This window comes from Streptomyces sp. NPDC090499, assembly GCF_044769305.1.
GTDB lineage: Bacteria > Actinomycetota > Actinomycetes > Streptomycetales > Streptomycetaceae > Streptomyces.
Genome location: NZ_JBIVXP010000014.1, coordinates 200,948 through 222,314 on the forward strand (window position 1 = coordinate 200,948; position 21,367 = coordinate 222,314).

General features: G+C 71.8%; 18 protein-coding genes. 6 read left to right on the forward strand and 12 right to left on the reverse strand.

The annotated features are described in order from the left end of the window. Nucleotides 1-24: 24 nt before the first annotated feature. The 6 genes from ACIQVL_RS37875 to mhpD all read right to left on the reverse strand — a co-directional run bounded on the left by ACIQVL_RS37875 (nucleotide 25) and on the right by mhpD (nucleotide 5,603). Nucleotides 25-840 carry an amidohydrolase family protein gene (locus ACIQVL_RS37875; protein WP_403477625.1) on the reverse strand — a complete coding sequence of 272 codons (816 nt, stop codon included), beginning with the start codon at nucleotides 838-840 and terminating at the stop codon, nucleotides 25-27. A 5-nt stretch (nucleotides 841-845) separates the two neighbouring features. Continuing rightward, entirely contained in the window at nucleotides 846-2,162 is a 1,317-nt protein-coding gene (locus tag ACIQVL_RS37880) for an MSMEG_0569 family flavin-dependent oxidoreductase (RefSeq protein ID WP_403477626.1), read from the reverse strand. After that, entirely contained in the window at nucleotides 2,159-2,464 is a 306-nt protein-coding gene (locus tag ACIQVL_RS37885) for an MSMEG_0570 family nitrogen starvation response protein (protein WP_403425379.1), read from the reverse strand. Before ACIQVL_RS37885 ends, ACIQVL_RS37880 begins: the two co-directional genes overlap by 4 nt. A 327-nt stretch (nucleotides 2,465-2,791) precedes the next feature. Beyond that, nucleotides 2,792-3,823 (reverse strand): 4-hydroxy-2-oxovalerate aldolase, encoded by a 1,032-nt coding sequence (gene dmpG / locus ACIQVL_RS37890; RefSeq protein WP_403477627.1) that lies wholly within the window; start codon nucleotides 3,821-3,823, stop codon nucleotides 2,792-2,794. Further along, nucleotides 3,820-4,779, reverse strand: coding sequence for an acetaldehyde dehydrogenase (acetylating) (locus ACIQVL_RS37895; protein ID WP_403477628.1), 960 nt, complete (start codon nucleotides 4,777-4,779; stop codon nucleotides 3,820-3,822). The genes dmpG and ACIQVL_RS37895 overlap by 4 nt, the downstream gene beginning before the upstream one ends. Continuing rightward, a complete protein-coding gene (gene mhpD, locus ACIQVL_RS37900) occupies nucleotides 4,776-5,603 on the reverse strand; it encodes a 2-keto-4-pentenoate hydratase (RefSeq protein ID WP_403425373.1) in 828 nt (275 codons plus the stop codon). Before mhpD ends, ACIQVL_RS37895 begins: the two co-directional genes overlap by 4 nt. Nucleotides 5,604-5,727: 124 nt before the next feature. Between mhpD and ACIQVL_RS37905 the strand changes: the two genes are divergently transcribed. Further along, a complete protein-coding gene (locus ACIQVL_RS37905) occupies nucleotides 5,728-6,534 on the forward strand; it encodes an IclR family transcriptional regulator (protein WP_403426240.1) in 807 nt (268 codons plus the stop codon). A 59-nt stretch (nucleotides 6,535-6,593) separates the two neighbouring features. On the opposite strand, the gene ACIQVL_RS37910 is transcribed toward ACIQVL_RS37905, so the two are convergent. Next, a complete protein-coding gene (locus ACIQVL_RS37910) occupies nucleotides 6,594-9,377 on the reverse strand; it encodes an ATP-binding protein (protein WP_403425371.1) in 2,784 nt (927 codons plus the stop codon). Nucleotides 9,378-9,494: 117 nt separating this feature from the next. Then, nucleotides 9,495-10,181 carry an alpha/beta fold hydrolase gene (locus ACIQVL_RS37915; RefSeq protein WP_403477629.1) on the reverse strand — a complete coding sequence of 229 codons (687 nt, stop codon included), beginning with the start codon at nucleotides 10,179-10,181 and terminating at the stop codon, nucleotides 9,495-9,497. 316 nt (nucleotides 10,182-10,497) lie between these two features. Here ACIQVL_RS37915 and ACIQVL_RS37920 point away from each other — a divergent pair, with 316 nt between their 5' ends. Next, nucleotides 10,498-10,839, forward strand: coding sequence for a hypothetical protein (locus ACIQVL_RS37920; protein ID WP_403425368.1), 342 nt, complete (start codon nucleotides 10,498-10,500; stop codon nucleotides 10,837-10,839). A gap of 58 nt (nucleotides 10,840-10,897) precedes the next feature. Here the strand turns inward: ACIQVL_RS37920 and ACIQVL_RS37925 are convergent, their stop codons facing one another. Beyond that, nucleotides 10,898-11,644, reverse strand: coding sequence for an SDR family oxidoreductase (locus ACIQVL_RS37925; protein WP_403425366.1), 747 nt, complete (start codon nucleotides 11,642-11,644; stop codon nucleotides 10,898-10,900). A gap of 104 nt (nucleotides 11,645-11,748) precedes the next feature. After that, nucleotides 11,749-12,645, reverse strand: coding sequence for an RNA polymerase sigma-70 factor (locus ACIQVL_RS37930; protein ID WP_403425364.1), 897 nt, complete (start codon nucleotides 12,643-12,645; stop codon nucleotides 11,749-11,751). Nucleotides 12,646-12,900: 255 nt separating this feature from the next. Here ACIQVL_RS37930 and ACIQVL_RS37935 point away from each other — a divergent pair, with 255 nt between their 5' ends. Next, a complete protein-coding gene (locus ACIQVL_RS37935) occupies nucleotides 12,901-14,514 on the forward strand; it encodes a purple acid phosphatase family protein (protein WP_403425362.1) in 1,614 nt (537 codons plus the stop codon). A gap of 378 nt (nucleotides 14,515-14,892) precedes the next feature. Continuing rightward, nucleotides 14,893-16,800, forward strand: a complete 1,908-nt coding sequence (locus tag ACIQVL_RS37940; RefSeq protein ID WP_403425359.1) for an FHA domain-containing protein — start codon at nucleotides 14,893-14,895, stop codon at nucleotides 16,798-16,800. A gap of 157 nt (nucleotides 16,801-16,957) precedes the next feature. Here ACIQVL_RS37940 and ACIQVL_RS37945 read toward each other — a convergent pair whose 3' ends face one another. Next, a complete protein-coding gene (locus ACIQVL_RS37945; protein WP_403425356.1) occupies nucleotides 16,958-18,385 on the reverse strand; it encodes an alkaline phosphatase family protein in 1,428 nt (475 codons plus the stop codon). Between the two features lie 534 nt (nucleotides 18,386-18,919). Between ACIQVL_RS37945 and ACIQVL_RS37950 the strand changes: the two genes are divergently transcribed. After that, entirely contained in the window at nucleotides 18,920-19,861 is a 942-nt protein-coding gene (locus ACIQVL_RS37950) for an Ig-like domain-containing protein (protein WP_403426237.1), read from the forward strand. Here ACIQVL_RS37950 and ACIQVL_RS37955 read toward each other — a convergent pair. Beyond that, nucleotides 19,832-20,800: an EamA family transporter gene (locus ACIQVL_RS37955; protein WP_403425355.1), complete on the reverse strand. Its 969-nt coding sequence runs from the start codon at nucleotides 20,798-20,800 to the stop codon at nucleotides 19,832-19,834. The genes ACIQVL_RS37950 and ACIQVL_RS37955 overlap by 30 nt on opposite strands. Before the next feature lie 39 nt (nucleotides 20,801-20,839). On the opposite strand from ACIQVL_RS37955, the gene ACIQVL_RS37960 reads away from it, so the two are divergent. Further along, a complete protein-coding gene (locus ACIQVL_RS37960; protein WP_403425353.1) occupies nucleotides 20,840-21,364 on the forward strand; it encodes a MarR family winged helix-turn-helix transcriptional regulator in 525 nt (174 codons plus the stop codon). Nucleotides 21,365-21,367 lie beyond the last annotated feature (3 nt).

A 21,367-nucleotide genomic window follows, 5' to 3' on the forward strand; every position in this document is an offset into this window, starting at 1 on the left:
GTGGATACCGGAAGGGTGGTGCGGTCAGTCGTAGAGCGCGGCGAAGGTGTCCCGGAAGACCAGGTCGCCCAGGGTGCCGCCGCCGGTCGCCGCGGCGAGCCGGGCGTACTCGCCCGCGAAGTCGCCCCACGGCTGGTCGCTGGCGAAGAGCACCCGGTCGTGGCCGAGGCCGCGGCGCTCGATCTCCCGGGCCAGCCAGCGGGGAGTGAAACCGATGGCCCAGGAGAGGTCGGTGTAGACGCGTTTGCCGGCGCCGATCCAGTCGAAGAACCGGGAGCCGGCGAGCTTGATGTGGCCGCTCATCCCGCCGCCGAAGTGCACGAGGTGGACAGGGACGTGATCGGCGTACCAGTCCACGAGGTGGCCGACCTCGTCGATGTCGGAGGCGGCGCCCGGGGAGGTGTGCACGTGGACGACGAGGTGGTGCCGGGCCGCCGTGGCGAAGATCCGGTCCAGCTGGGGGCGGCAGTCGGGGTCGGTGGGACGCCCGCCCAGCAGGAAGCTCAGCTTCAGGGCCCTCACCCCGGACTCGCCCGCCAGCGCCAGGGCCCGATCCGTGAGGTGGGCGTCCTCGGAGCGCGGTGAGACCCACAGCCCCGCGCGGATGCGGTCGTCGCTCTGCGCGGCCTCGATCGCCAACTCGTTGAAGGAGAAGGCGATCGCGGGGTCGGGGACGCCGTAGTTGGGGATCACCAGGGCGCGTTCCGTGCTCTCCGCGTCCAGGTCGGCGATGAGCTGCCTGACCGTGGCGCGGGCCGTGGTGTCGGGGCTGACGGGCGGGCCGCCGTAGAAGGGGTACGCGGGCAGGACACCGATGTGCCGGTGCGCGTCGTGGACCATGGGCGTCAGCCGATCGGGAGGGCGGAGGCGAGTTCGGCGGGCGCGCCGGTGAGGGTGCCGCACACGTCGGCCAGGCGCCGGGAGGCGTCGATGTGGCCGGCCAGGAACTCGGCGTCCCGGCCCACCGCTTCGAAGCGTCCCGAACCCCACGAGTACTGCCAGGGCAGGCCCAGGAAGTACAGGCCGGGCACGTTGCTGGCGCCCCGCCAGTGCATCGGGTAGCCGCGGCCGTCGAAGGCGGGGATCTCGATCCAGCGGTGGTCGCGGGTGAAGCCCGTCGACCAGACGACGGAGGTGATGCCGGCCTCGGTCACATCGAGGGCCCGCGGCTGCTCGGCGGGCTCCCATACCGGCACATAACGCGGCTCCCGGGGCGCCTCGACTCCGACCGCTTCGATGTGCGCGTCGATGGCGTCCTTGATGCCCTCCGCGACGGCGTCGGCGTGGTCGAGGTTCACCTTCAGGTCGTCGGCGAACTGCAGTGCCGGACCGCTGATCCCGGTCAGCCGCCCGTACAACCGCATTCCGTCGCGGGCGAAGGCGCGCAGGTCGATGTCCCGGCCGCCGTCACGCCCGGTGACGTAGTGGTTGACCCGCAGCCGAACCGCGTCGGCGTCGTCGAACTCGTCGATCGGCTTGTCGTAGTGGCCCATCTCGTCCAGCCAGGCCACACAGTCACGGCCCCGGTAGAAGCGGGCGACACGCGGTGCGCCGCCCACGGCCAGATGCACCTGCCGGCCGGCGAGGTGGAGGTCCTCGGCTATCTGGCAGCCGGACTGGCCCGTGCCCACCACGAGTACGCCGCCGTCCGGAAGCTGGTCCGGGTTGCGGTAGCCGGAGGAGTGGAACTGCTCGACGGCGGCGGGCAGCCGCTCGGCCGTCCGCGGGATCCTCGGGGTGTGGTAGGGCCCCGTCGCGACGACCACCTGGTCGGCGGTGAACTCCCCGGCCGCGGTCGTGACGTCGAAGACTCCGTTCGGCGCCCGGCGCAGCCTGGTCACCGACACGCCCTCCACCAGCGGGGGCCGGAAGGCCGCGACGTAGTCCTCCAGATACCGCACGATGTCGTCGCGGACCATGAAGCCGTCCGGGTCGCCGCCGGAATAGGGGTGGCCGGGCAGATTGCACTGCCAGTTGGGGGTCACCAGGCAGAAGGAGTCCCAGCGGCGTTCCCGCCACTCGTGGCCCACCCGGTTGGCCTCGACGACCACGTGGCCGATGCCGCGTGCGCGCAGGCAGTGACTGACCGACAGTCCCGCCTGGCCGCCGCCGATCACGGCCACGGTGTAGTGGGCCCCGGCGAGCCGGGGTACCGGGCTCACCGGGCCCTCCCGCCGGCGTACAGCAGCGCCTCCACCGTGACCTTGCTGCCGGCGGGAAACGCACGGACGCGTACCCTCTCCTCGATCTGCTCCAACTGGCCCGAAGCGCCGGTGCAGGAGAAGCCGAATTTCTCGCGCACCCGCTCTCCGGCGATTCCGAGCGCCGTCCGGCTGCGTTCAAGAAAGTCGGCCAGTTCGTATGTCTCACCGGCCGTGAGGAAATCTTCGATGACCGTGGAGGGGGAATAGCAGCGCTGGGTCGTATGATCGGGCCAGCGCACGTCGAAATACATCTCGGGCATGACATCCTCCATGCCGGGCGCCGGGGTTTTCGCCCTTCGCCGCTGCGTGTGACCACCACTTCAGCCAGCGGCGATTGCCGAACGAAGTCATCGGGAATAAGGGGGAGTTACGTAGCCCTCACGGCGTGCTGCAGGTGGTGGACACGGGATTGTCTCCGAGGCAGGAAATCCTTGTTCCGGAGTGTCCGGGACCCGCGGGACCTACGATTTCCTTCTTTGCCCGGGTGCTCTGCGGAGTCTGCCGATTCCCGCGGGTCGGGGGATCCGGCCCCGCCCCCCGGTCACGGCGGCGGGGGTTCGCAGACCTCCGAGCCCTCAGCCACTCGGTCAGGCGGCCTTCTCGCGGGCCGCCGCGAGGTCCAGGGCCACGTCGGTGATCATGTCCTCCTGGCCGCCGACCAGCTTGCGCCGGCCGACCTCGACCAGAATGCTGCGCGTGTCGAGGCCGTAGAGCGCGGCGGCGGTCTCCGCGTGGCGCAGGAAGCTGGAGTAGACGCCGGCGTAGCCGAGGCTGAGGGTCTCGCGGTCCACCCGCACCTCGCGGTCCTGCAGCGGTCGTACGAGATCGTCGGCGGCGTCCATCAGGGGGAAGAGGTCGCAGCCGTGCTGCCAGCCCATCAGGTCGGCCACCGCGATGAACGCCTCCAGGGGGCAGTTGCCCGCGCCCGCACCCTGGCCCGCGAGGGAGGCGTCGACGCGGGTGACGCCCTCTTCCACGGCCGCCACGGTGTTCGCGACTCCCAGGGCCAGGTTGTGGTGGGCGTGTATGCCCAGTTCCGTCGCCGGGTCCAGGACGTCGCGGTAGGCGCGGAAGCGGTCGCGGACGCCGTCCATGGTGAGGCGGCCGCCGGAGTCGGTGACATAGACGCAGTGAGCGCCGTAGGACTCCATGAGCCTGGCCTGGCGGGCGAGTTCCGCGGGCTCGGCCATGTGGGACATCATCAGGAACCCGGCGACGTCCATGCCCAGCTCGCGTGCGGCGGCGATGTGCTGGGCGGAGATGTCGGCCTCGGTGCAGTGGGTGGCGATGCGCACCGAACGGATGCCCAGGGAGCGGGCCTGCTTGAGCTCGTGGATCGTGCCGATGCCGGGCAGCAGCAGTGTGGTGGGCACCGCGTGGTGCGCGGCGTCCGTGACGGCCTCGATCCACTCCCAGTCGGTGTGCGCCCCGATGCCGTAGTTGACGCTGGAGCCGGCCAGCCCGTCGCCGTGGGCGATCTCGATGGCGGCCACACCGGCGGCGTCGAGGGCGGCGGCGACGGTGCGGGCCTGCTCGACGGTGTAGCGGTGCCGGACGGCGTGCATGCCGTCCCGCAGGGTGACGTCCTGGACGTAGAGCGGCTGGACGGTGGTGGTCATCGCCGGGCTCCCTGGGCGCTGGTGAGGGCGGCCATCCGCTCGCCCGTGCGCAGGGCGGCGGAGGTCATGATGTCGAGGTTCCCCGCGTACCTGGGCAGGTAGTGGGCAGCCCCCTCCACCTCCAGGAAGACCGAGACGCGCAGGGCGGGCCGGGTGTGCTCGCCCGCGGGCAGCAGGGAGCGCAGCGGGTCGTCGTCGGCGACCGGTCGGTACTGGACGTCCTGCTTGAGCCGGTAGCCGGGGACGTAGGCGCGGACCTTGTCGGCCATCTCCTCGACCGAACGGGTGAGCGCACCGGTGTCGCAGTCGGAGACCAGACAGTGCACGGTGTCCCGCATGATCAGCGGTGGTTCGGCCGGGTTGAGGATGATGATCGCCTTGCCGCGGGCGGCACCGCCGACCTTCTCGACGGCCGAGGACGTGGTCTCGGTGAACTCGTCCATGTTCGCGCGGGTGCCCGGTCCGGCCGAGCGGGAGGCGATGGAGGCGACGATCTCGCCGTAGTGCACGGGCGTGACGGCCCCCACGGCGGCGACGATCGGGATGGTGGCCTGCCCGCCGCACGTGACCATGTTGACGTTGGCCGCGTCGAGGTGCTCCTCCAGGTTCACGGGCGGTACGACGAAGGGCCCGAGCGCGGCGGGGGTCAGATCGATCACCGTGCGCCCGTGCTCGCGCAGGACCTCGTCGTGACGGCGGTGCGCGCCCGCCGAGGTCGCGTCGAAGACGATGTCCACCTCGGCGAACTCGTCCAGCTGCACCAGCCCGTCGATGCCGTCGTGAGTGGTGGCCACCTTCAGCCGGCGGGCGCGGGCCAGACCGTCCGAGTCGGGGTCGATGCCGGCCATCGCCGCCATCTCCAGGGTGTCCGACAGCCTCAGCACCTTGATCATGAGGTCGGTGCCGATGTTGCCGGAGCCTATGACGGCGACCTTGGTGCGGTTCCCGGTCGTCATGCGGAGGTCCTTTCCGGTGCGGTGGCGGGGGCGAAGCGGACCGAGACCGAGCCCAGGCCGGTGACGTCGGCGAGGAAGGCGTCGCCCGGTGCGGCGGGGGCCATCGGGCCGAGCGCGCCCGTCAGAACGATGTCCCCGGCGCGCAGCGGGTCGCCCATGGCCGCGAGGGTGGACGCCAGCCAGACCGCGGCGTTCAGCGGACTGCCCAGGCAGTCGGTGCCGGAGCCCGTGGAGACCTCGGTCCCGCCCCGGCTCATGGTCATCGTCACGCCGCGCAGGTCCAGGTCGGCCAGGAGGCGCAGGGGACCGCCGAGGACGAACAGGCCGCTGGAGGCGTTGTCGGCGATGGTGTCGGTGATGCTGATGTCCCAGTTCTCGACCCGGCTGTCGACGATCTCCAGGGCGGGCAGCACGAAGTCGGTCGCACGCAGTACGTCCGCGAGCGTGCAGTCGCGGTGCGGCAGATCGCTGCCGAGGACGAGGGCGACCTCGGCCTCGACCTTCGGCTGCAGCAGCCGCCCGGCCGGCACCTCCCCGCCGTCGGGTACGGCCATGTCGGCGAAGAGGACACCGAAGTCCGGCTGGCCCACGCCCAGTTGCGCCTGCACGGCCGGGGACGTCAGGCCGATCTTGCGACCGACGACGCGGCGCCCCGCGGCGAGCGCGTGTTCCGTGTTGACCCGCTGGGCGGCGTAGGCGGTGTCGAGATCGTCGGAGGCGAACAGCTTTCGCACCGGGGGACACGGGATCCCGGTGCGCTCGGCCTCGGCGAGCGTCTCCGCGGCGCGAACGGCCGCGGGCGTCGGAGGGGTGGAGACGGACATGTGGCTCCTCGGAACGGGGGGGACGGGCAGCTGCCCCGGCGGGCGCCCGCGTGCTCCGGTATAGGCCGCCGCGATCCCGGGTGGCAAAGTCTGTTCCATGCCACGGAACACTTCCTCGGGAAACATGCTGGAGAAAGCGGTAGCCCTTCTGGACTGCTTCGCGCCGGGTGACGGCCCCCTTCGGCTGTCCGAGCTGGCCCGGAAGGCCGGCCTGACCAAGACCACCGCGTTCCGTCTCACGGGCGATCTGGTCCGGCTCCGGCTCCTGGAGCGTGACGGCGACAGCTATCGGCTGGGCGGCAGGCTCTTCGAACTGGGCTCGCTCGTCCCCCGGCGCAGCAGTCTGCGGGAGACGGCGCTGCCCTACCTCCAGGACCTCTTCGAAGCAACCCACGAAACCGTGCACCTGGGGGTCCGCGAAGGCCACGAGGTGGTCTACGTCGAACGGATCCACGGGCACGGTGCGGTGGAACTGCCGTCCCGCATCGGTGGCCGGCTTCCCCTCACCTGCACCGGCGTCGGCAAGGCGCTCCTCGCCTTCTCGGAGGCGGAGCTGGTCGAGGAGGTCCTGGCCGCTCCGCTGCAGCGGCTCACCCCCCACTCGATCAGCGACCCGCTGCGCCTGCGCACGGTCATCGAGCAGGTCCAGGCATCCGGGCTCGCCTATGAGGAGCAGGAAGCGACCGGGGACGTGACCTGCATCGCCGCCCCGGTCTTCGACGGCGGCGGGATCGCGGTGGCGGCCATCTCGCTGGCGGTTCCCCTGGCTCGGTTCCGCCCCGCCCAACTGGCTCCGGCCGTGCGAACGGCTGCGCTGGGGCTGTCACGAGCCCTGCGTGAGGGGAAAGGACGGCATCTGACCGGCCTGGTACGGCCGCCCGCCGGTCCGGGCGGGAGTGAGCCGGGCAGCGGCAAGGACCTGCCGGCCTGACGACGTGGTGGACGCCCGCTCCCGAGCACGGCAGGGACCGGCTTCCCGGATCACGTCGGTCAGGCTTCTTCGCCGTCGCCCAGGGCGTCGCGCAGTGCCGCGCGGGAGGCCACGCCCAGCTTGGGGAAGAGCTGGTGGAGGTGGGTGGAGACGGTACGCGGAGACAGGAAGAGCCGTTCGCCGATCTGCTTGTTGGTGAGGCCCGCCGCCGCGAGCAGGGCGATCTCACGCTGCTGCGGGGTGAGCGAGGCCGGCCCCGTGCCGCCGGCCGGCCCGACGGCCAGCCCCGTGGCGCGCAGCTCGTTGCCGGCCCGGGCCGCCCAGGGGCGCGCGCCGAGGTTCTCGAAGGCGTCGAGCGCGGCACCGAGGTGGCTGCGGGCCGCGGTGGTGGACTTCGCCCGCCGGAGCCGTTCGCCGTGCGCGAGCCGCACCCGGGCCAGGTCGAACGGCCAGCGGTCGGTGCCCGGTATTGAGAGCGCCTCCTCGAACAGCCCGACCGCCTCGGTGTCGTCGGCGACGAGCGCCGCCGACGCCTTGGCGATCATGGCGAGCCGGGGCGAGATCCCGGCGACACCGGCGTCGTGCACCGCGGCGACGTGGGCCGCCGCCTCCCCGAGACGGCCCGTGCGGACCGCGGACTCGACCAGGTCGAGGACCACCTGCAGCGCGGCCGGAACGTGCGAGGCCAGCTCGCCCGCGGGGCTGATGGCGTACGCGTGCCGGTAGGCGTCCTCGAACCTGCCCCGGCCGAGCGCGGCGAGCGCCCGCGCGTGCGCGGCGCCGGACAGCAGGAAGTCCATCCCGCGCGGTCGCGCCCACAGGACGATCTCGTCTGTCAGCGCCCGGACGGCCGCCTCGTCGCCGCGCGCGGCCGCGACCAGCGCCTGCTGGTACCGGAACTCCGCCGACATCAGCTGGTAACTGTGCGCCTCGCCCAGCCGGCGGCCCTGGTCGGCCTGCCGCTCCAGCTCGTCCCATCCGCCGGACGCGAAACAGTCCCGGCCCAGGAACACCAGCGCCTGGATCTCCACGGTGACCGAGCCGCTGTCCCGCCCCTCCCTGAGCACCCGTCGCAGCGCGGTCCTGCACTGCGGCAGCCGGTCGACGTAGAGGGAGGTCACGGCGGCCCGGATGACCCGGACCGGGTCCCGCTCCCGGTCGAGCGAGGCCAGCAGCGCGTCGAGCCTGTCGAGCGCGGTCCGGCCCGCCCTGGCCGGGTCGGCCAGGGTGCCCACACTCACCGCCAGCAGGTCCGGGACCGCCGGCTTCAGCAGGCCGACCGCCCGGTGCACCGGCTCCCACACCTCGGCACGCTCACAGGCGTGACACACCCAGGTCAGGTTGTGCAGCGCCTCCAGCATCGCGGTGTCGGCCGCGTCGTACGGCTGGTGCTGCATCTCGATCGCGCCGACCAGCAGCCGGTGGGCGGTGCCGAGGTCGCCCTCGCCGCTGAGCAGGATGTGATGGGCCGCCGCGACGGCGGCGACCAGCGGCCCGGCCCGTCCGCCGTCGGCCCTGCGGGCCTCCTCCAGCAGCCTCGGCACGTCCCGCAAATCACCGGTCAGATCCGCACCGAGATACGCGGCCTCGGCGATCCGTCGGCTGCGGTCGTAGCCGCGCGGACTCAGCTCCGCGGCGCGCAGCAGCGCGGCGACGGCACCGCCCGCGTCACCGCGCCGCACGACGTCGCGCGCCACCTGTTCGAGGAGCGCGGCGACGTCCTCGCTGGGCTGGACCGTGGCGTGGGCGAGATGCCACGCCCGGCGCTCGGGCCGGTCGGCCCGGATCTCGGCCAGGGCACGGTGTACGTCACGGCGCTGGGCGCTCGTCGACAGTTCCACGACGGCCGAACGGGTGAGGGGGTGGCGGAACCTCAGCCGGCCGGCACCGTCGTCGACGTGCACCAGCCCCGCCCGCTCCGCGGGGGCCAGGTCCCGCACGCCCGTCGGATCGGTCCCGGCCGCCGCCAGGACCTGGAGGTCACCGCTGCCGTCCAGGGCCGCGTACAGCAGTAGCGACCGGGTCGGGGCGGGCAGCGCCGCCACCCGGGACGCGAACACCGCCTGCAGCCGGCGGCTCAGCGGCAGCACCTCCGGGACCCGGGCCGCGGGGTGCCGTGTGTCGCTCAGGGCGATGGGCAGCTCCAGCAGGGCCAGCGGGTTGCCCTGCGCCTCGGCCAGCAGCCGCTCCCGCACCCGCGGCGCCAGAGCCGGGAAACGGTCCTGGATCAGCACTGCCGCCGCGGTCGCGTCCAGCGGCCGTACGTCGTGGCCGGGCACCCAGCCGGATGCGAAGAAGGTCCCTTCGTCCACCCGGTATGCGCCGAGGAAGCCGACCCGGCTGCCGTTCAGACGGCGGGCGACGATGCCCAGCACCACGGCGCTGGCCCGGTCCAGCCACGGCAGGTCGTCCACGACCACCAGCAGCGGGCGCTCCTCCGCGGCCCGGACGAGCAGCGTCAGCGCCGCGTTCGACACCAGCAGCTGGTCGGACGGCGCCCCCTGCGCCAGCCCCAGCGCGACACTCAGCGCACCGCAATAGGGCTCGGCCAGCCGCTCCAGCCCGGCCAGCAGCGGATGCAGGACCTGATGCAGTCCCGCGAAACTCACGGTGCTCTCGAACTCCACACCGGCGGCACGGACGACCTGCGTGCCCACGTCCCGGGCGTACGAGGCCGCGGCGTCCAGCAGCACCGTCTTGCCGACACCGGCCTCCCCGGACAGCAGCAGCGCACCGCCCGAACTGCGGGCCTCGTCGACGAATCCCCGGATCAGGCCGAGGTCGTACTCGCGCCCGACCAGCCGCCCCGCCGACCCCGCCGGCGGATGACCGGCACCGTCCATGCGCGTCTCCTTACCGACCCCCGTACCCTACGCCGGGACGGGGCCGCCGGGCATGCGCCGGCCGGGACCGCGGGCGCCGCATGCCCGGATCCGGGACGTCCGTCCGAGGCCGCGGGATCAGCCCGCCGCGGCCCGCTTGATCAGTGCGGCCACCTCGGCGGGCTTCGACACGTACACCGCGTGGCTGCCGGGTACCTCGACGACCTGCGATCCCGCCCGCTCCGACATCGCCCGCTGCGCCGGCGGCGGGATCATCCGGTCGTCGGCGGCGACCAGGTACCAGCTCGGCTTCACCCGCCAGGCGGGCTCCGACACAGCCCCGCCGAGGGCGTCGACACCCCACGGGACCTGCGAATCGGCCATGAACGCGGCCAGTTCGGCGGGCACGTCGGCGGCGAAGGAGTCCGCGAACCTCTCGCGGTCCAGGAAGAGGAAGCCGTCCTGCGGCGGCAGGATGGGCGGCACCGGAGCGTCGGGCGGCGGGTCGGCGATGAGGGAGTTCACCGACTCGCCCTTGTCGGGCGCGAACGCCGCGACATACACGAGCGCCGCGACCTTCGGGTGGTTGCCCGCCTCGGAGATCACGGCACCGCCGTAGGAGTGCCCCACCAGGACCGCCGGACCGTCCTGGGCGTCGAGGGCCCTCCGCGTCACGGCGACGTCCCCCTCCAGCGACAGCGTCGGGTTCTGGACGACGGTCACGTGGTACCCGTCCCCCTTGAGGGCGTCGTACACCCCCTGCCATCCGGACCCGTCCACGAAGCCTCCGTGGACGAGCACGACGTTCCTCGGTTCCGTACTCATGGCCCCTCCTCCGTCGCGGCCGGCCGTCGCGGCCGCACGGAGAAAGCTAGACGCCGGCCGGCGTGATCGATTCCGTCAACTGACGTAGTTGGCCGAACACCCCGCCGCCGTACGGTGCCGACACCCTTGCGACCGCGTGCGGAAGTTGCCACGCTGGACGTTCACACCGCTTGCTCCCGCTCTACGGCGTTCGCGAGACCGCCGGCCCCGACCAGTCCCGGCTCGATACGTTCGTGCGCGCAGCTCTCCCTCCCGGCGCCGATGCGCGTACCCCGCGACCGGCCGGACAGCCGCCGCCTCACCTGTGGAGCACACCATGGACACGAGCGAGGAGGCCGCCCGCGGCCTGACCGACATCCAGGACTACCTCTACCAGCAGGCCCATCTGAGGGCGGCACGCCGGCGCGTCTCGGCGTTCGTCGCCCGCGAACCGGGGCTCACCCGGGAGCAGAAGGCGGACATCGAGCGCTGGTACCTCCAGGAACAGGCCTACGTGGCCCACATGGTGACGGAGCACATCGCCGCCAGTGTCAGCGCGGTGGAACAGCGGCACCACGCCCGCTTCGGACGGTGGCTGCGCGGCACGCTGACCGCGATGCTCCTGGTCACCGCGGCGATGGCGCTGTGCGTCACCATGGTGCTGGTCGGCGCGTCGTAGGCCGCCGGAACACCGAGCAGGGGCCCGGCGTCCGCACCGGACCCCCGCGGGGCAGGCCCTACCGCTGCCCGGCGAGCCAGTCGGCGAACCTGACCTCGCCGAGGTCCGCGTCCGGGCCCGGCAGGAGCGTGTCCTCCTGGAGCTCGGCACCCCAGTACGTCGCCTGCGGGTCCGTGACGATCTTGCGGGGGTCGTCCTGGGCGGCGAGCCCCATCCGGATGAACTCCTCCAGCTCGAAGCTCTCCGGGCCGCCGGTCTCCACCACGCCGTTCACCGGGGCGCCGGCCGCGGCGCGGGCCACGGCGGCGGCCACGTCGTCGGAGACCATCGGCTGGATCCGCCCGGCGGGCAGCCGCACGGTGTCGCCCTCGGTGACCCCGTCGGCGAGCCCCTTCGCGAACTCGAAGAACTGGGTCGCGTGGACGACGGTGTAGGGGATGCCGGACGCCTCGATCAGCTCCTCCTGAACCTGCTTGGCCCGGAAGTACCCGCTGCCCTGCAACCGGTCGGTGCCCACCACGGACAGCGCCACATGGTGCCGCACCCCGGCCTCGGCCTCCGCCTTGAGGAGGTTGGCCGTGGAGGCACGGAAGAAGTCCATGACGGCCTGGTCCTCGAACGACGGGGAGTTGGACACGTCGACCACGACCGCGGCGCCCTCCAGCGCCTCGGCCAGACCCTCGCCGGTCAGGGTGTCGACGCCGGTGCTCGGTGCGGCGGCGACCGCCTCGTGCCCCTGCTCGCCGAGCCTGCGGACCAGCTTCGAGCCGATGAGCCCGGTACCACCGATGACTACGACCTTCATGACGGGATTCCTCTCGCGATCCTTCTGGTGTTTCCGACAGAAGAGACCGGGCAGCCCCCGCAGCTGTGACACACGCGCTCCGGGAATCCGGGGAAACGGGTGCGTCACCCGTCCAGCGACGCCACGTAGGGAGCGAGCTTCGCGGGGTTCATCACCCACAGGAGACGTTCGATTCCGCGCGCCGACACGTCGGCCGACAGCAGCGCCACCGGGGTTCCCGAGGCCGAGACCAGGACGGCCGGGCTGCCGTTGGCCTCGACCCACCGCACCTGGGCCTGCGGCCAGAACCGCGGGGCGAAGGCGACCAGGTACCGGGAGACGTGCGCCAGCCCGGACACCGGGATCTTCGACGCTCCGCGGATGCCGCCCCCGTCGGTGTAGCTGACCACGTCCTCGGTGAGGACCTCCTCCAGGACCGACAGGTCGCCGTTCTGCGCGGCGGCGAGGAAGACCTCCAGGAAGCGCCGGTGCTCGGCGGAGCCGACCGGCTCCCTGCGCTCCGCCGCCAGCCGCTTGCGGGCCCGGCTCACCAGCTGGCGGGCGTTGGCCTCGCTGGTCTCCACGATGTCCGCGATCCGCCGGTACGTGTAGTCGAACGCCTCCCGCAGCACGTACGCGGCCCGCTCCACCGGGTTCAGCTTCTCCAGCAGGAAGAGCACCGCCATGTCGAGCGCCTCCGCGCGCTCGGCGCCCAGCTGCGGGTCCTGCCGCGTGTCGACGGGCTCGGGCAGCCAGGGCCCGACGTACGACTCCCGGCGCACCCGGGCCGACTGCGTGAAGTTGATCGCCAGCCGGGTGGTCACCGTGGCCAGGAAGGCGGCCGGCTCGTGGACGTCGGTACGGTCGGTGTTCTGCCACCGCACCCACGCCTCCTGGACGATGTCCTCGGCCTCCACGGCGCTGCCGATCACACGGTAGGCGATGCCGAAGAGCTGCGGACGCGCCGCGACGAATTCCTTCGTCGCCCGGTCGAGGGAGTCGGCGTGGTCACCGGCGCGCATCCATGTCCTCCAGGGTCGGACCAGCATGTTACAAGCCGGTCCGGCCCCGGCCGGCGCACGTCAGGTGCCGGGGTGTCGGACCCCCCGGAGGTCAAGGGCAGGGCGGCGGCCGGTAAAGGTACGGGCAGGAGCCGGTCCGGTCGGCCGGATGCCTGACATGTGATGGCCAGGTGGCCATGTGGTGTTCATGTGGCAGCAGTTGGGCTGGGCAAGGGTGCGGTCGTTGTCTGCTCAGCTGCTCGTCGGGAGGGCGTCATGACCACACACACAGAGTCGACAGAGGACAGATCGGCGGAGGGCCCGGAGGGGCTCAGCCGCCGTCACGCGCTGGGCCTGCTGGGTACCGCGGGGGCCGGCGCGGCCGCCACCGGCCTGCTGGGGGCGGGCACCGCACAGGCCGCCCCGCTCGCCGCTCCGGCCTTCCACCTCACCGCGGACTCCTCCGGCGCGCCCCCCGTCCAGGGCCTGCACCTGACCTTCGGGGCGGACCCGCGGACCCAGATGACGGTGTCGTGGATCACGGACCGCCCGGTGACCAAGCCGGTCGTGCGCTACGGCACCCTGGAGCACGGCTTCGGCTCCAGCAAGAAGGCCCAGACCGTCACCTATGTCGACGGCACCTCGAACCGCACCGTCTACGTCCACCACGCCCTGCTGAAGGGGCTCGCCCCGGACACGGACTACCTCTACCTCGCCACGCACGAGGGGGCGACCCCCGACAGCGGCACGTTCCGCACGGCTCCGCAGGGCCGCCGGCCGGTCACCTTCACCAGTTTCGGCGACCAGTCCGCCCCGCAGGTCACCTGGGCGGCCGACGGCAGCGTCGGCCTGGACGCCAACTCCACGCCCGCGACGAAGGACATCGTCACCGGCATCGAGCAGGTCGCCCCGCTGTTCCACCTCCTCAACGGCGACCTCTGCTACGCCAACCTGGACGTCGACCGGGTGCGCACCTGGAACAACTTCTTCACCAACAACACCCGTTCGGCGCGCTTCCGCCCCTGGATGCCGGCGGCCGGCAACCACGAGATCGAGAAGGCCAACGGCCCGCTTGGCCTCGGCGCCTACCAGGCGTACTTCTCGCTGCCCTCCACCGAGACCGACGCCGAACTCGCGAACCTGTGGTACGCGTTCACGGCCGGCTCGGTGCGGGTCATCGTGCTGCAGAACGACGACAACTGCCTGCAGGACGGCGGCGACGTCTACATCAGCGGCTACTCCGGCGGCCGCCAGCTCGCCTTCCTGGAGAAGGAACTGAAGGCGGCGCGCTCCTCGAAGGACGTCGACTGGGTGGTCGTGGCCATGCACCAGGTCATGGTCAGCTCCTCGGACGCCAACGGCGCCGACCTCGGCCTGCGCGAGAAGTACGGCCCGCTGTTCGACCGGTACGGCGTCGACCTGGTGCTCTGCGGCCACGAGCACAACTACGAGCGTTCGCTGGCCGTGCGCGGCGTGGTGAACGGCAGCGAGACGCTGACGCCCAACCCGGTCTCCCAGGCCACCGACGACATCGACGCCAACCTGGGCACCGTGCACATGATCCTCGGCGGCGGCGGTGTCTCGGGCACCACGAACCAGAAGTTCTTCAACGACGGCACCGGCAAGGTGATCACCGCCGTGTCGGCGACGGCCGGCTCGAACGGCAAGCGCACCTCCACCTACGTCCAGGAGAAGGCGGTGTGGGTCGGCGTCCGGGACGTCGAACACCCCTACGGCTTCGCGGCGTTCACCGTCGACCCCGGCCGGCACCCCGGTGACACCACCCGGATGCACGTCACGTACTACAACGTGAACAAGCCGAACGGCGACCTGTCGGTCTTCGAGACCTTCAGCCTGCACCGCAAGCGCTCGGACGGCCACGCCGGCTGATCGCACGACCGGCGGGACACGCGGGCCGGGCGGTGACCGCCCGGCCCGCGTCGCGTTCCGGTCCGGACGGCGGCTCCCGCTGCATGCCTGGCCGAAAAGGCGAACTCCCGCCGCGCCGACGCGACATCGCAGCGTCGCGCCCACTGGAACTGCTTGGCTGCGCAAGTATAAGCTCCCGGATGGGGGCGAATTGGTGAGGAAGGCCGGACGCCGCCAGGAGAACCGTGGCGCCGTCGCAATCGATCGACCTCACGGTTCGACAACATGTCAAGCGTGTCGCTGTTCCGCCGGTTGACTGCCGCCCGGCGTGGACGTGCGTGGCAGTGTCCGGCGGTGCCGCAGTGATGTCGAGATCAATGACTCCTGGAAGGAAGTGCCGTGGCACCGGTGCTGGTCGGGCTCGAAGGTCTGCTGGCGGGGGAGCGCATCCCGGTCCTGGACACCCGCGTCACCTTTGGGCGCAACTCGGAGAACACCGTCGTCATCTCCAGTCTCAGCGTCTCCCGTTTCCACGCGGAGATCGTCTTCGACGAGGACAAGGGTTACGTACTGCACGACCTGGAGAGCAGCAACGGCACTCTGGTCAACGGGGAGGAGGTGGAGTCCCGGCTGCTGCAGCCCGGTGACGAGATCGCCCTCGGCGACCAGGAGTTCCGCTTCGAGGTGGCGGACGCCATGGAGACGCTGATGGCGCTCTCCCTGCCCCGGTCCGTCACGCACGCCGGGCAGGCGAGCGAGAAGGGACCCGTACTCCAGGTCACCGTCGCCGGCGGCGGCCCCGTCGGGCTGTCCCTCGCCCTGCTCCTGGAGCACTTCCTCGGGTCGCAGGTGAAGATCACCGTCTATGACGGCAGGTGGCGCAAGCAGGGCCGTACCGTCGTCTGGAAGAGCAAGGACGAGGGCAACGTACGGCGCCAGCAGGTGGTGACCGTGCAGAGCCGCCAGTACCTCGCGTGGCCCGAGGAGGTACAGGCCCGCCTCTTCGACCCGGACCACTTCACGGAGATGTGGCCCTCGGGCCCCGACTCGGTCGGCGAGCACAGCCCGCGCAACATGCGCATCGCCTACATAGAGGACCGCCTGCTGGAGCTGGCCAACGAGAAGCGGGACCGGATACGCCTCGTACCCGCCCGGTTCGACCCGGCGGAGCAGCAGGAGGCGCTCGCCTCCCAGCACGTGCTCGCGATCTGCGACGGCGGCCGGTCGCGCACCCGCGAGCACTTCGCCGCCCGGTTCGGCAAGGCCGACGAGTCGATCTACTCCCTCGACGGCCGCCACCTCCAGGACGTCGTCCTCGGCCTGCGCGTGAAGTCCGGCCTGACCGACCCCATGGCGGTCCTGCTGACCGTCGCCCAGAACCGCTTCCTGCTCAACTCGCTGCGCGGCGAGGGCTTCCTCAACATGCGGCTGACCGACGCCGAGGCGGCCGAGGTGATCGGCCTGGACCCGGTCCGGCGCGTCTTCGAGGAGTGCATCGCCTCCCGGCCCTGCCTGATGGACCGCGACGAGTACGGCGACTTCCAGTGCTCGACGCACGGCACGCTGTTCCTGCCCGCCCTCGTCAAGGGCTCTGCCCTGTGGCGGCGGGTGCAGGAGGGGCTGCTGCTGTTCGGCGTCGAGGCCGACGACCTGTCCGCGGTCACCAGCTTCCGCCTGGACATGGTGCAACGCCCGCGGTTCTCGGCCGAGCTGCTGCCGCCCACCACCACCTCGCCCGGCACGTACGGCTTCCTGCTGGGCGACGCCGCCAACTCGATCCACTTCTGGCCGGGCCGCGGCCTCAACAGCGGTCTCGCCTCAGCCATATCCCTGGCCCGCTCCCTCAACGGGGCGTGGAACGGCAGGTCGTTCCGGGACGCCGACTTCCTCCGCCACGAGGCGGCGATGTCCATGCTGCAGTACCGGCACAAGAGCCGGGCCTGGAAGGCGATGGTCACCACCGACGACCGGGGCGTCACCTGGGCGATCAAGGACATCATCGGCCACGGCATCGACGGGATCCCCGAGGACCCGGACCGGGAGGCCGACACCAAGACGCTGCTGGAGCGCATGCAGGCCATCCGCGACCGGCTGGCCGCCCGTCTGTCCGGCATGCCGGACGACGAGGCGATCCTGGAACGACTGCGCACCCTGCAGCCCGCGACCCTGCGCATGCTCGTCCTCAGCGGCGCCTGGGACACGCTGACGATGGGCGGCGAGGAGGTCGACATCGACATCTTCTACGGCCAGGACTCCTCGGCGGCCGCCGCGGCCGCCGCGGCACTGGAACCGGCCGCCCAGGCCTAGCTCGCCGGGTGCCCCCGGGTGTCCCGGGTGGTCCGGATCCCCGGCACCCCGCCCACCGGAGCGTTCGTACCGGCGGGCGGGGTCGGCCCTCGGTCCTGTCTTCGTGCACAGGACGGTCGTGCACAGGACGTCGTGACTGGACGTCGTGCGCGGGCGGTCAGACGTGCGGGCGGTGGCCCTTCTCCTGGCGGGGGAAGGACTGGTCGGCGCCGGGCAGGGTCGGCTTGGGCAGCGTGGCCACTTCCTCCTGCGCCTTCTCCAGCTGCTCGGCGGTGTCGTCGGGGAGCCGGGGCGCGCGCGGGCGGGCGTCGCGGAAGCGGAACGCGGTGGTCAGGTCGCCGAAGGTCTCCCGCCGCCAGTCGCTGACGTTCGGCTCCTCGACGCCGGTGAACCGCTCCAGGAACTGCAGCGCCGACGTGTGGTCGAAGGCCTCCGAGGCCACCCAGCCGCCCACGGTCCACGGGGAGACGATGATCGCCGGGACCCGGAACCCGCCGCCGATCGGCAGCCCCTGGATGAACTCGTCCTTCGTGCCGGCGGGCGGGGTCGGCGGCGCCACGTGGTCGAACAGGCCGTCGTTCTCGTCGTAGTTGAGGATGAAGGCGGTCTTCCGCCAGACTTTCGGGTTCGACGCGATGGCCTCGATCTTCGACGCCACGTAGTCGGCACCCGCGGCCGGCAGGTAGTCCGGATGCTCCGACTGGTAGCTCGTCGGGCAGATCCACGACACCGTCGGGAGCCGGTCGTTGCGCGCGTCGTCCTCGAACGTGCCGTGCGGCTGCGGCCGTACCCCCCGCTCGTACAGGTCGGAGCCGGGCTGCGCGTTCTTGAACGACGCGAACTGCTCCAGCATGTTGGTGCCGTAGTCGTCTTCCTCCTGGTACACCTTCCAGCTGATCCCGGCGGCCTGGAGGCGCTCGGCGTACGTGGTCCAGCGGTACGGCGTGGGCGCCACGTTGCTGATGATCGGACCGCCCTGAGTGCCGCCCGGGTCGATCGAACCGGTCATCCACATCAGGCGGTTGGGCCAGGTCGGGCCGAACACCGAGCAGAAGTAGTTGTCGCAGATGGTGAAGGTCTCCGCGAGGGCGAACTGGAAGGGGATGTCCTTGCGGGTGTAGTAGCCCATCACATAGGGGCCGTTGACGCCGTCGGCCTTGCGGTGGGCGGGCAGCCACTGGTCCATCTTGCCGTTGTTCCAGGCCTGGTGCTGCACCGACCAGGCGTGGCTCGTGGAGGGGATGGCCTGGGCGCTCGACTTGTGCGTGTCGAGGTGGAAGGGCAGCAGGTAGCCCTTGGGGTTGACGGCGTCGGGCTGGTAGAAGACGGACCGTCCGTCGTCCAGCTTCAGCGCGTGCGGGTCGGCGAAGCCGCGGACGCCGGAGAGGGTGCCGAAGTAGTGGTCGAAGGACCGGTTCTCCTGCATCAGCATGACGACGTGCTCGATGTCGTGCAGGGAGCCGTTCTTCGGCGGCTCGGCGGCGACGGCCTTCTGGACGCTGGGCGGCAGGAGGGAGAGGGCCGCGGCGCCGCCGAGCGCGCCGGCGGCGGAGCCCAGGAGTCTGCGACGGGTCAGTTCGGCCATGACTGCTCCTTTCTCGGGCCCTCCGGCAGGAAGGCCTTTGCGGGAGTGACGGCAGGCCCGGCCACCAGGACGGGCCGCCGTTCACTGTGGGCCCAGGGCGGTGCGGTGCGTCAGGTGCGGCTGGTGAACTCCGGGCCAACGCACGGAAGGAATTTGCCGAGCTGTTACGTCCAACACCTGTCGGACGTACGGGTGTTGCCGGACGTTATAGAACGATGGCTGCTACATGAATCGCGCGTCCGGGTGGTGCGCGCCGGGGCGGGGGCGGGGCCGGTGACGACGGACCCCGTGGCGGGCGCCCGGCACTCCTGATTCGCTGCCGCGCATCTCCGCGCACGGCGCCGGCCGGACCGCGCCGGTCGCCGTCCGTCCGATTCTTGATCCATGTTTTACGTCCCCCGGGGAACTGGAACCCGTGCTGCAGCAGTCTGACGGACAGTGGGGCCTGTAGAGGCCGCAGAGCGAGACGAGTGAGTGGGGCAGGGTGTGGGACGGCGCAAGGGCGGCATAGGCATCGCAGTCGGTACGGTCGCAATGCTGGTGGGGGTGACCGCCTGCGGCGGCGGGGGCGGCAGCGACAAGGCGAGCGGGGACGACGCGAAGGCGTCCGGGACGCCGAGCACGAGCGCCTCGCCCAGTCCCACCAAGCCCGCGGGCCCGCCGATGCTGCTGGACACGATCACCCCGCAGACGGGCACCACCGTCGGCGTGGCCATGCCGATCTCGGTGATCTTCACGAACCCGGTGGCGGCCAAGGCACAGGCGAACGTCGAGAAGCACCTGAAGGTCAGTACGTCGCAGCCGGTGGTCGGTGCCTGGCACTGGATGGGCGACCGGCGCGCCGACTGGCGGCCGAAGACCTACTGGCCCTCCGGTACGAAGGTGAAGATCGACGCCGACATGACGGGCGTCAGCAACGGCAACGGGCGCTACGGCGTGCACGGTTACACGCACACCTTCACGATCGGCGACGACGTGCGGGCGGACGTCTCGGTGACCGGCCACACCATGAAGGTCACCCGCAACGGCCAGACCGTGCGCACCCTGTCGATCAACGCGGGCAGCGCCCAGTACCCGACGTGGGACGGCACGATGGCCGTCATCGACAAGCAGGAGAAGGTCCACATGACCTCCTGCAGCGTCGGCATCAGCTGCGACAAGGGCAGCCCCAACTTCTACGACCTGACGCTGCCCTGGGACGTCCACCTCACCCAGTCGGGCACCTACGTGCACTACTCGACGGGCGACCCCAACCCGGGCAGCGGCAGCGCCCGGGGTTCGCACGGCTGCGTCCACCTGTCGCTGTCGGACGCGAAGTGGTTCTACGGCCAGGTCAAGCAGGGCGACCCCGTCACCATCACCGGCTCGCCTCGGGGCAAGGCCCCGGCCGACAACGGCTATGCCGACTTCAACCTGGGCTGGGACCAGTGGCTCACGGGCAGCGCGTCAGGAGAGGAGACGTCCTCGGCGCTCTGACCCGTGGCGGGAGGGCGGCCGGCTCTCTTCCCGGAGAGGCGGCCGGTTCGCTTCCCGGAGAGGCGGCCGACTCGCTTCCGGGAGGGGTCGGCTCTGCCGCCCTGGCCGGCCCAGGACGACTCCGGCCAGGGCCAGCACGAGTCCGCACAGTTGCCGGCCGGTCAGCACCTCGCCGGCGAGCGCCGTGCCGAGCAGGACGCCCGTGACGGGGTTGAGCAGGCCTATCAGTCCGACCGTTCCCGCCGGCAGGTGCCGCAGCCCGGTGAACCAGGCGACGAAGGCCAGCGCGGTGGCGACCAGGGAGACGTAGCCGAACGCGAGCAGCGCCGGTGCGGAGAGCGCGGGCGGCGGACCCTCCACCGCCGCGGCGACCGGCAGCAGGAAGAGGCCGCCGGCCGTGAGCTGCCAGGCGGTCGAGGCGAGCACGTCGGTACCGGCACTCCACCGCTTGGTCAGGACGTGCCCGAAGGCCGACACCAGCATGGCGGCGGCCGAGGCCAGGACCCCCGGCCCGCTCGTGCCCTGCACCCCCGTGAGCAGCATGAGGCAGACCCCGCCGAGTCCGAGCACCGCGCAGGCCAGTTGGGCGGGCCGGGGCCGCTCGGACACCAGGGGCCAGGCCATGAGCATCATCGTCAGCGGGGACACCGCCATGACGGTCGAGGCCACGCTCGTCGCAAGCAGCTGGGAGGCCGCGTAGACGAGGACGAAGAACACGCTCATGTTGAGCAGCCCGAGCACCGCCGACCGCCACCACCACGCACCGCGCGGCCGCTGCCTGCGCAGCGCCAGCAGCACGAGCCCCGCGGGCAGCGCCCGCAGGGCGGCCCCGTAGAGCGGGCGGTCGGCCGGCAGGAACTCGTGTGTCACGTAGTAGTTGGCACCCCAGGCCACCGGCGCCACCGCGGTGACCGCTACCCAGCGCAAATTGGCTTCCATGGAAACTAATATAGCTTCCCGGGAAGGTATTGTGGGGGCATGAAGCACGGTGAACCCATCGACCGCGTGGCCCGCATCCAGGCCGACTGGCGTCGCGAGCGGCCCGACGTCGACGTCGGCCCGCAGGGGGTGATCGGCCGGCTGCACCGCCTGGCCGGCCGGCTCACCGAGGAACTCTGCCTCGTCTACGGCCGCTACGGCCTCAGCGAGGGGGAGTTCGACGTCCTGTGCGCCCTGCGCCGTGCCGGGGAGCCCTACGAGAGGGCGCCGGGCGAGCTCGCCGCGCACACCATGGTCACCACCGGCGCGATGACGAAGCGGATCGACCGCCTCGAACGGGCCGGACTCGTCACCCGCCGCCGCTCCGACGACGACCAGCGCGGCCGCATCGTCGCCCTGACCACACCGGGGCGCGAGCTCGTCGACCGGGCCTTCACCGACCACATGCGCAACGAACGCCGCCTGGTCGACCTGCTGACCCCCGCCGAGGCCGAGTCGCTCGAAACGCTGCTCACCACCTGGCTGGCCCGCATGGACGACCAGGACACGACCGGCGGCGAGTGACCG

Coding starts and splice junctions, on each gene's coding strand:
- ACIQVL_RS37875 (WP_403477625.1), bottom strand. CDS start 840: ATGGTCCACGACGCGCACCGGCACATCGGTGTCCTGCCCGCGTACCCC.
- ACIQVL_RS37885 (WP_403425379.1), bottom strand. CDS start 2,464: ATGCCCGAGATGTATTTCGACGTGCGCTGGCCCGATCATACGACCCAG.
- dmpG (WP_403477627.1), bottom strand. CDS start 3,823: ATGACCACCACCGTCCAGCCGCTCTACGTCCAGGACGTCACCCTGCGG.
- ACIQVL_RS37895 (WP_403477628.1), bottom strand. CDS start 4,779: ATGACGACCGGGAACCGCACCAAGGTCGCCGTCATAGGCTCCGGCAAC.
- mhpD (WP_403425373.1), bottom strand. CDS start 5,603: ATGTCCGTCTCCACCCCTCCGACGCCCGCGGCCGTTCGCGCCGCGGAG.
- ACIQVL_RS37905 (WP_403426240.1), top strand. CDS start 5,728: ATGCTGGAGAAAGCGGTAGCCCTTCTGGACTGCTTCGCGCCGGGTGAC.
- ACIQVL_RS37910 (WP_403425371.1), bottom strand. CDS start 9,377: ATGGACGGTGCCGGTCATCCGCCGGCGGGGTCGGCGGGGCGGCTGGTC.
- ACIQVL_RS37915 (WP_403477629.1), bottom strand. CDS start 10,181: ATGAGTACGGAACCGAGGAACGTCGTGCTCGTCCACGGAGGCTTCGTG.
- ACIQVL_RS37920 (WP_403425368.1), top strand. CDS start 10,498: ATGGACACGAGCGAGGAGGCCGCCCGCGGCCTGACCGACATCCAGGAC.
- ACIQVL_RS37925 (WP_403425366.1), bottom strand. CDS start 11,644: ATGAAGGTCGTAGTCATCGGTGGTACCGGGCTCATCGGCTCGAAGCTG.
- ACIQVL_RS37930 (WP_403425364.1), bottom strand. CDS start 12,645: ATGCGCGCCGGTGACCACGCCGACTCCCTCGACCGGGCGACGAAGGAA.
- ACIQVL_RS37935 (WP_403425362.1), top strand. CDS start 12,901: ATGACCACACACACAGAGTCGACAGAGGACAGATCGGCGGAGGGCCCG.
- ACIQVL_RS37945 (WP_403425356.1), bottom strand. CDS start 18,385: ATGGCCGAACTGACCCGTCGCAGACTCCTGGGCTCCGCCGCCGGCGCG.
- ACIQVL_RS37950 (WP_403426237.1), top strand. CDS start 18,920: ATGCTGGTGGGGGTGACCGCCTGCGGCGGCGGGGGCGGCAGCGACAAG.
- ACIQVL_RS37955 (WP_403425355.1), bottom strand. CDS start 20,800: ATGGAAGCCAATTTGCGCTGGGTAGCGGTCACCGCGGTGGCGCCGGTG.
- ACIQVL_RS37960 (WP_403425353.1), top strand. CDS start 20,840: ATGAAGCACGGTGAACCCATCGACCGCGTGGCCCGCATCCAGGCCGAC.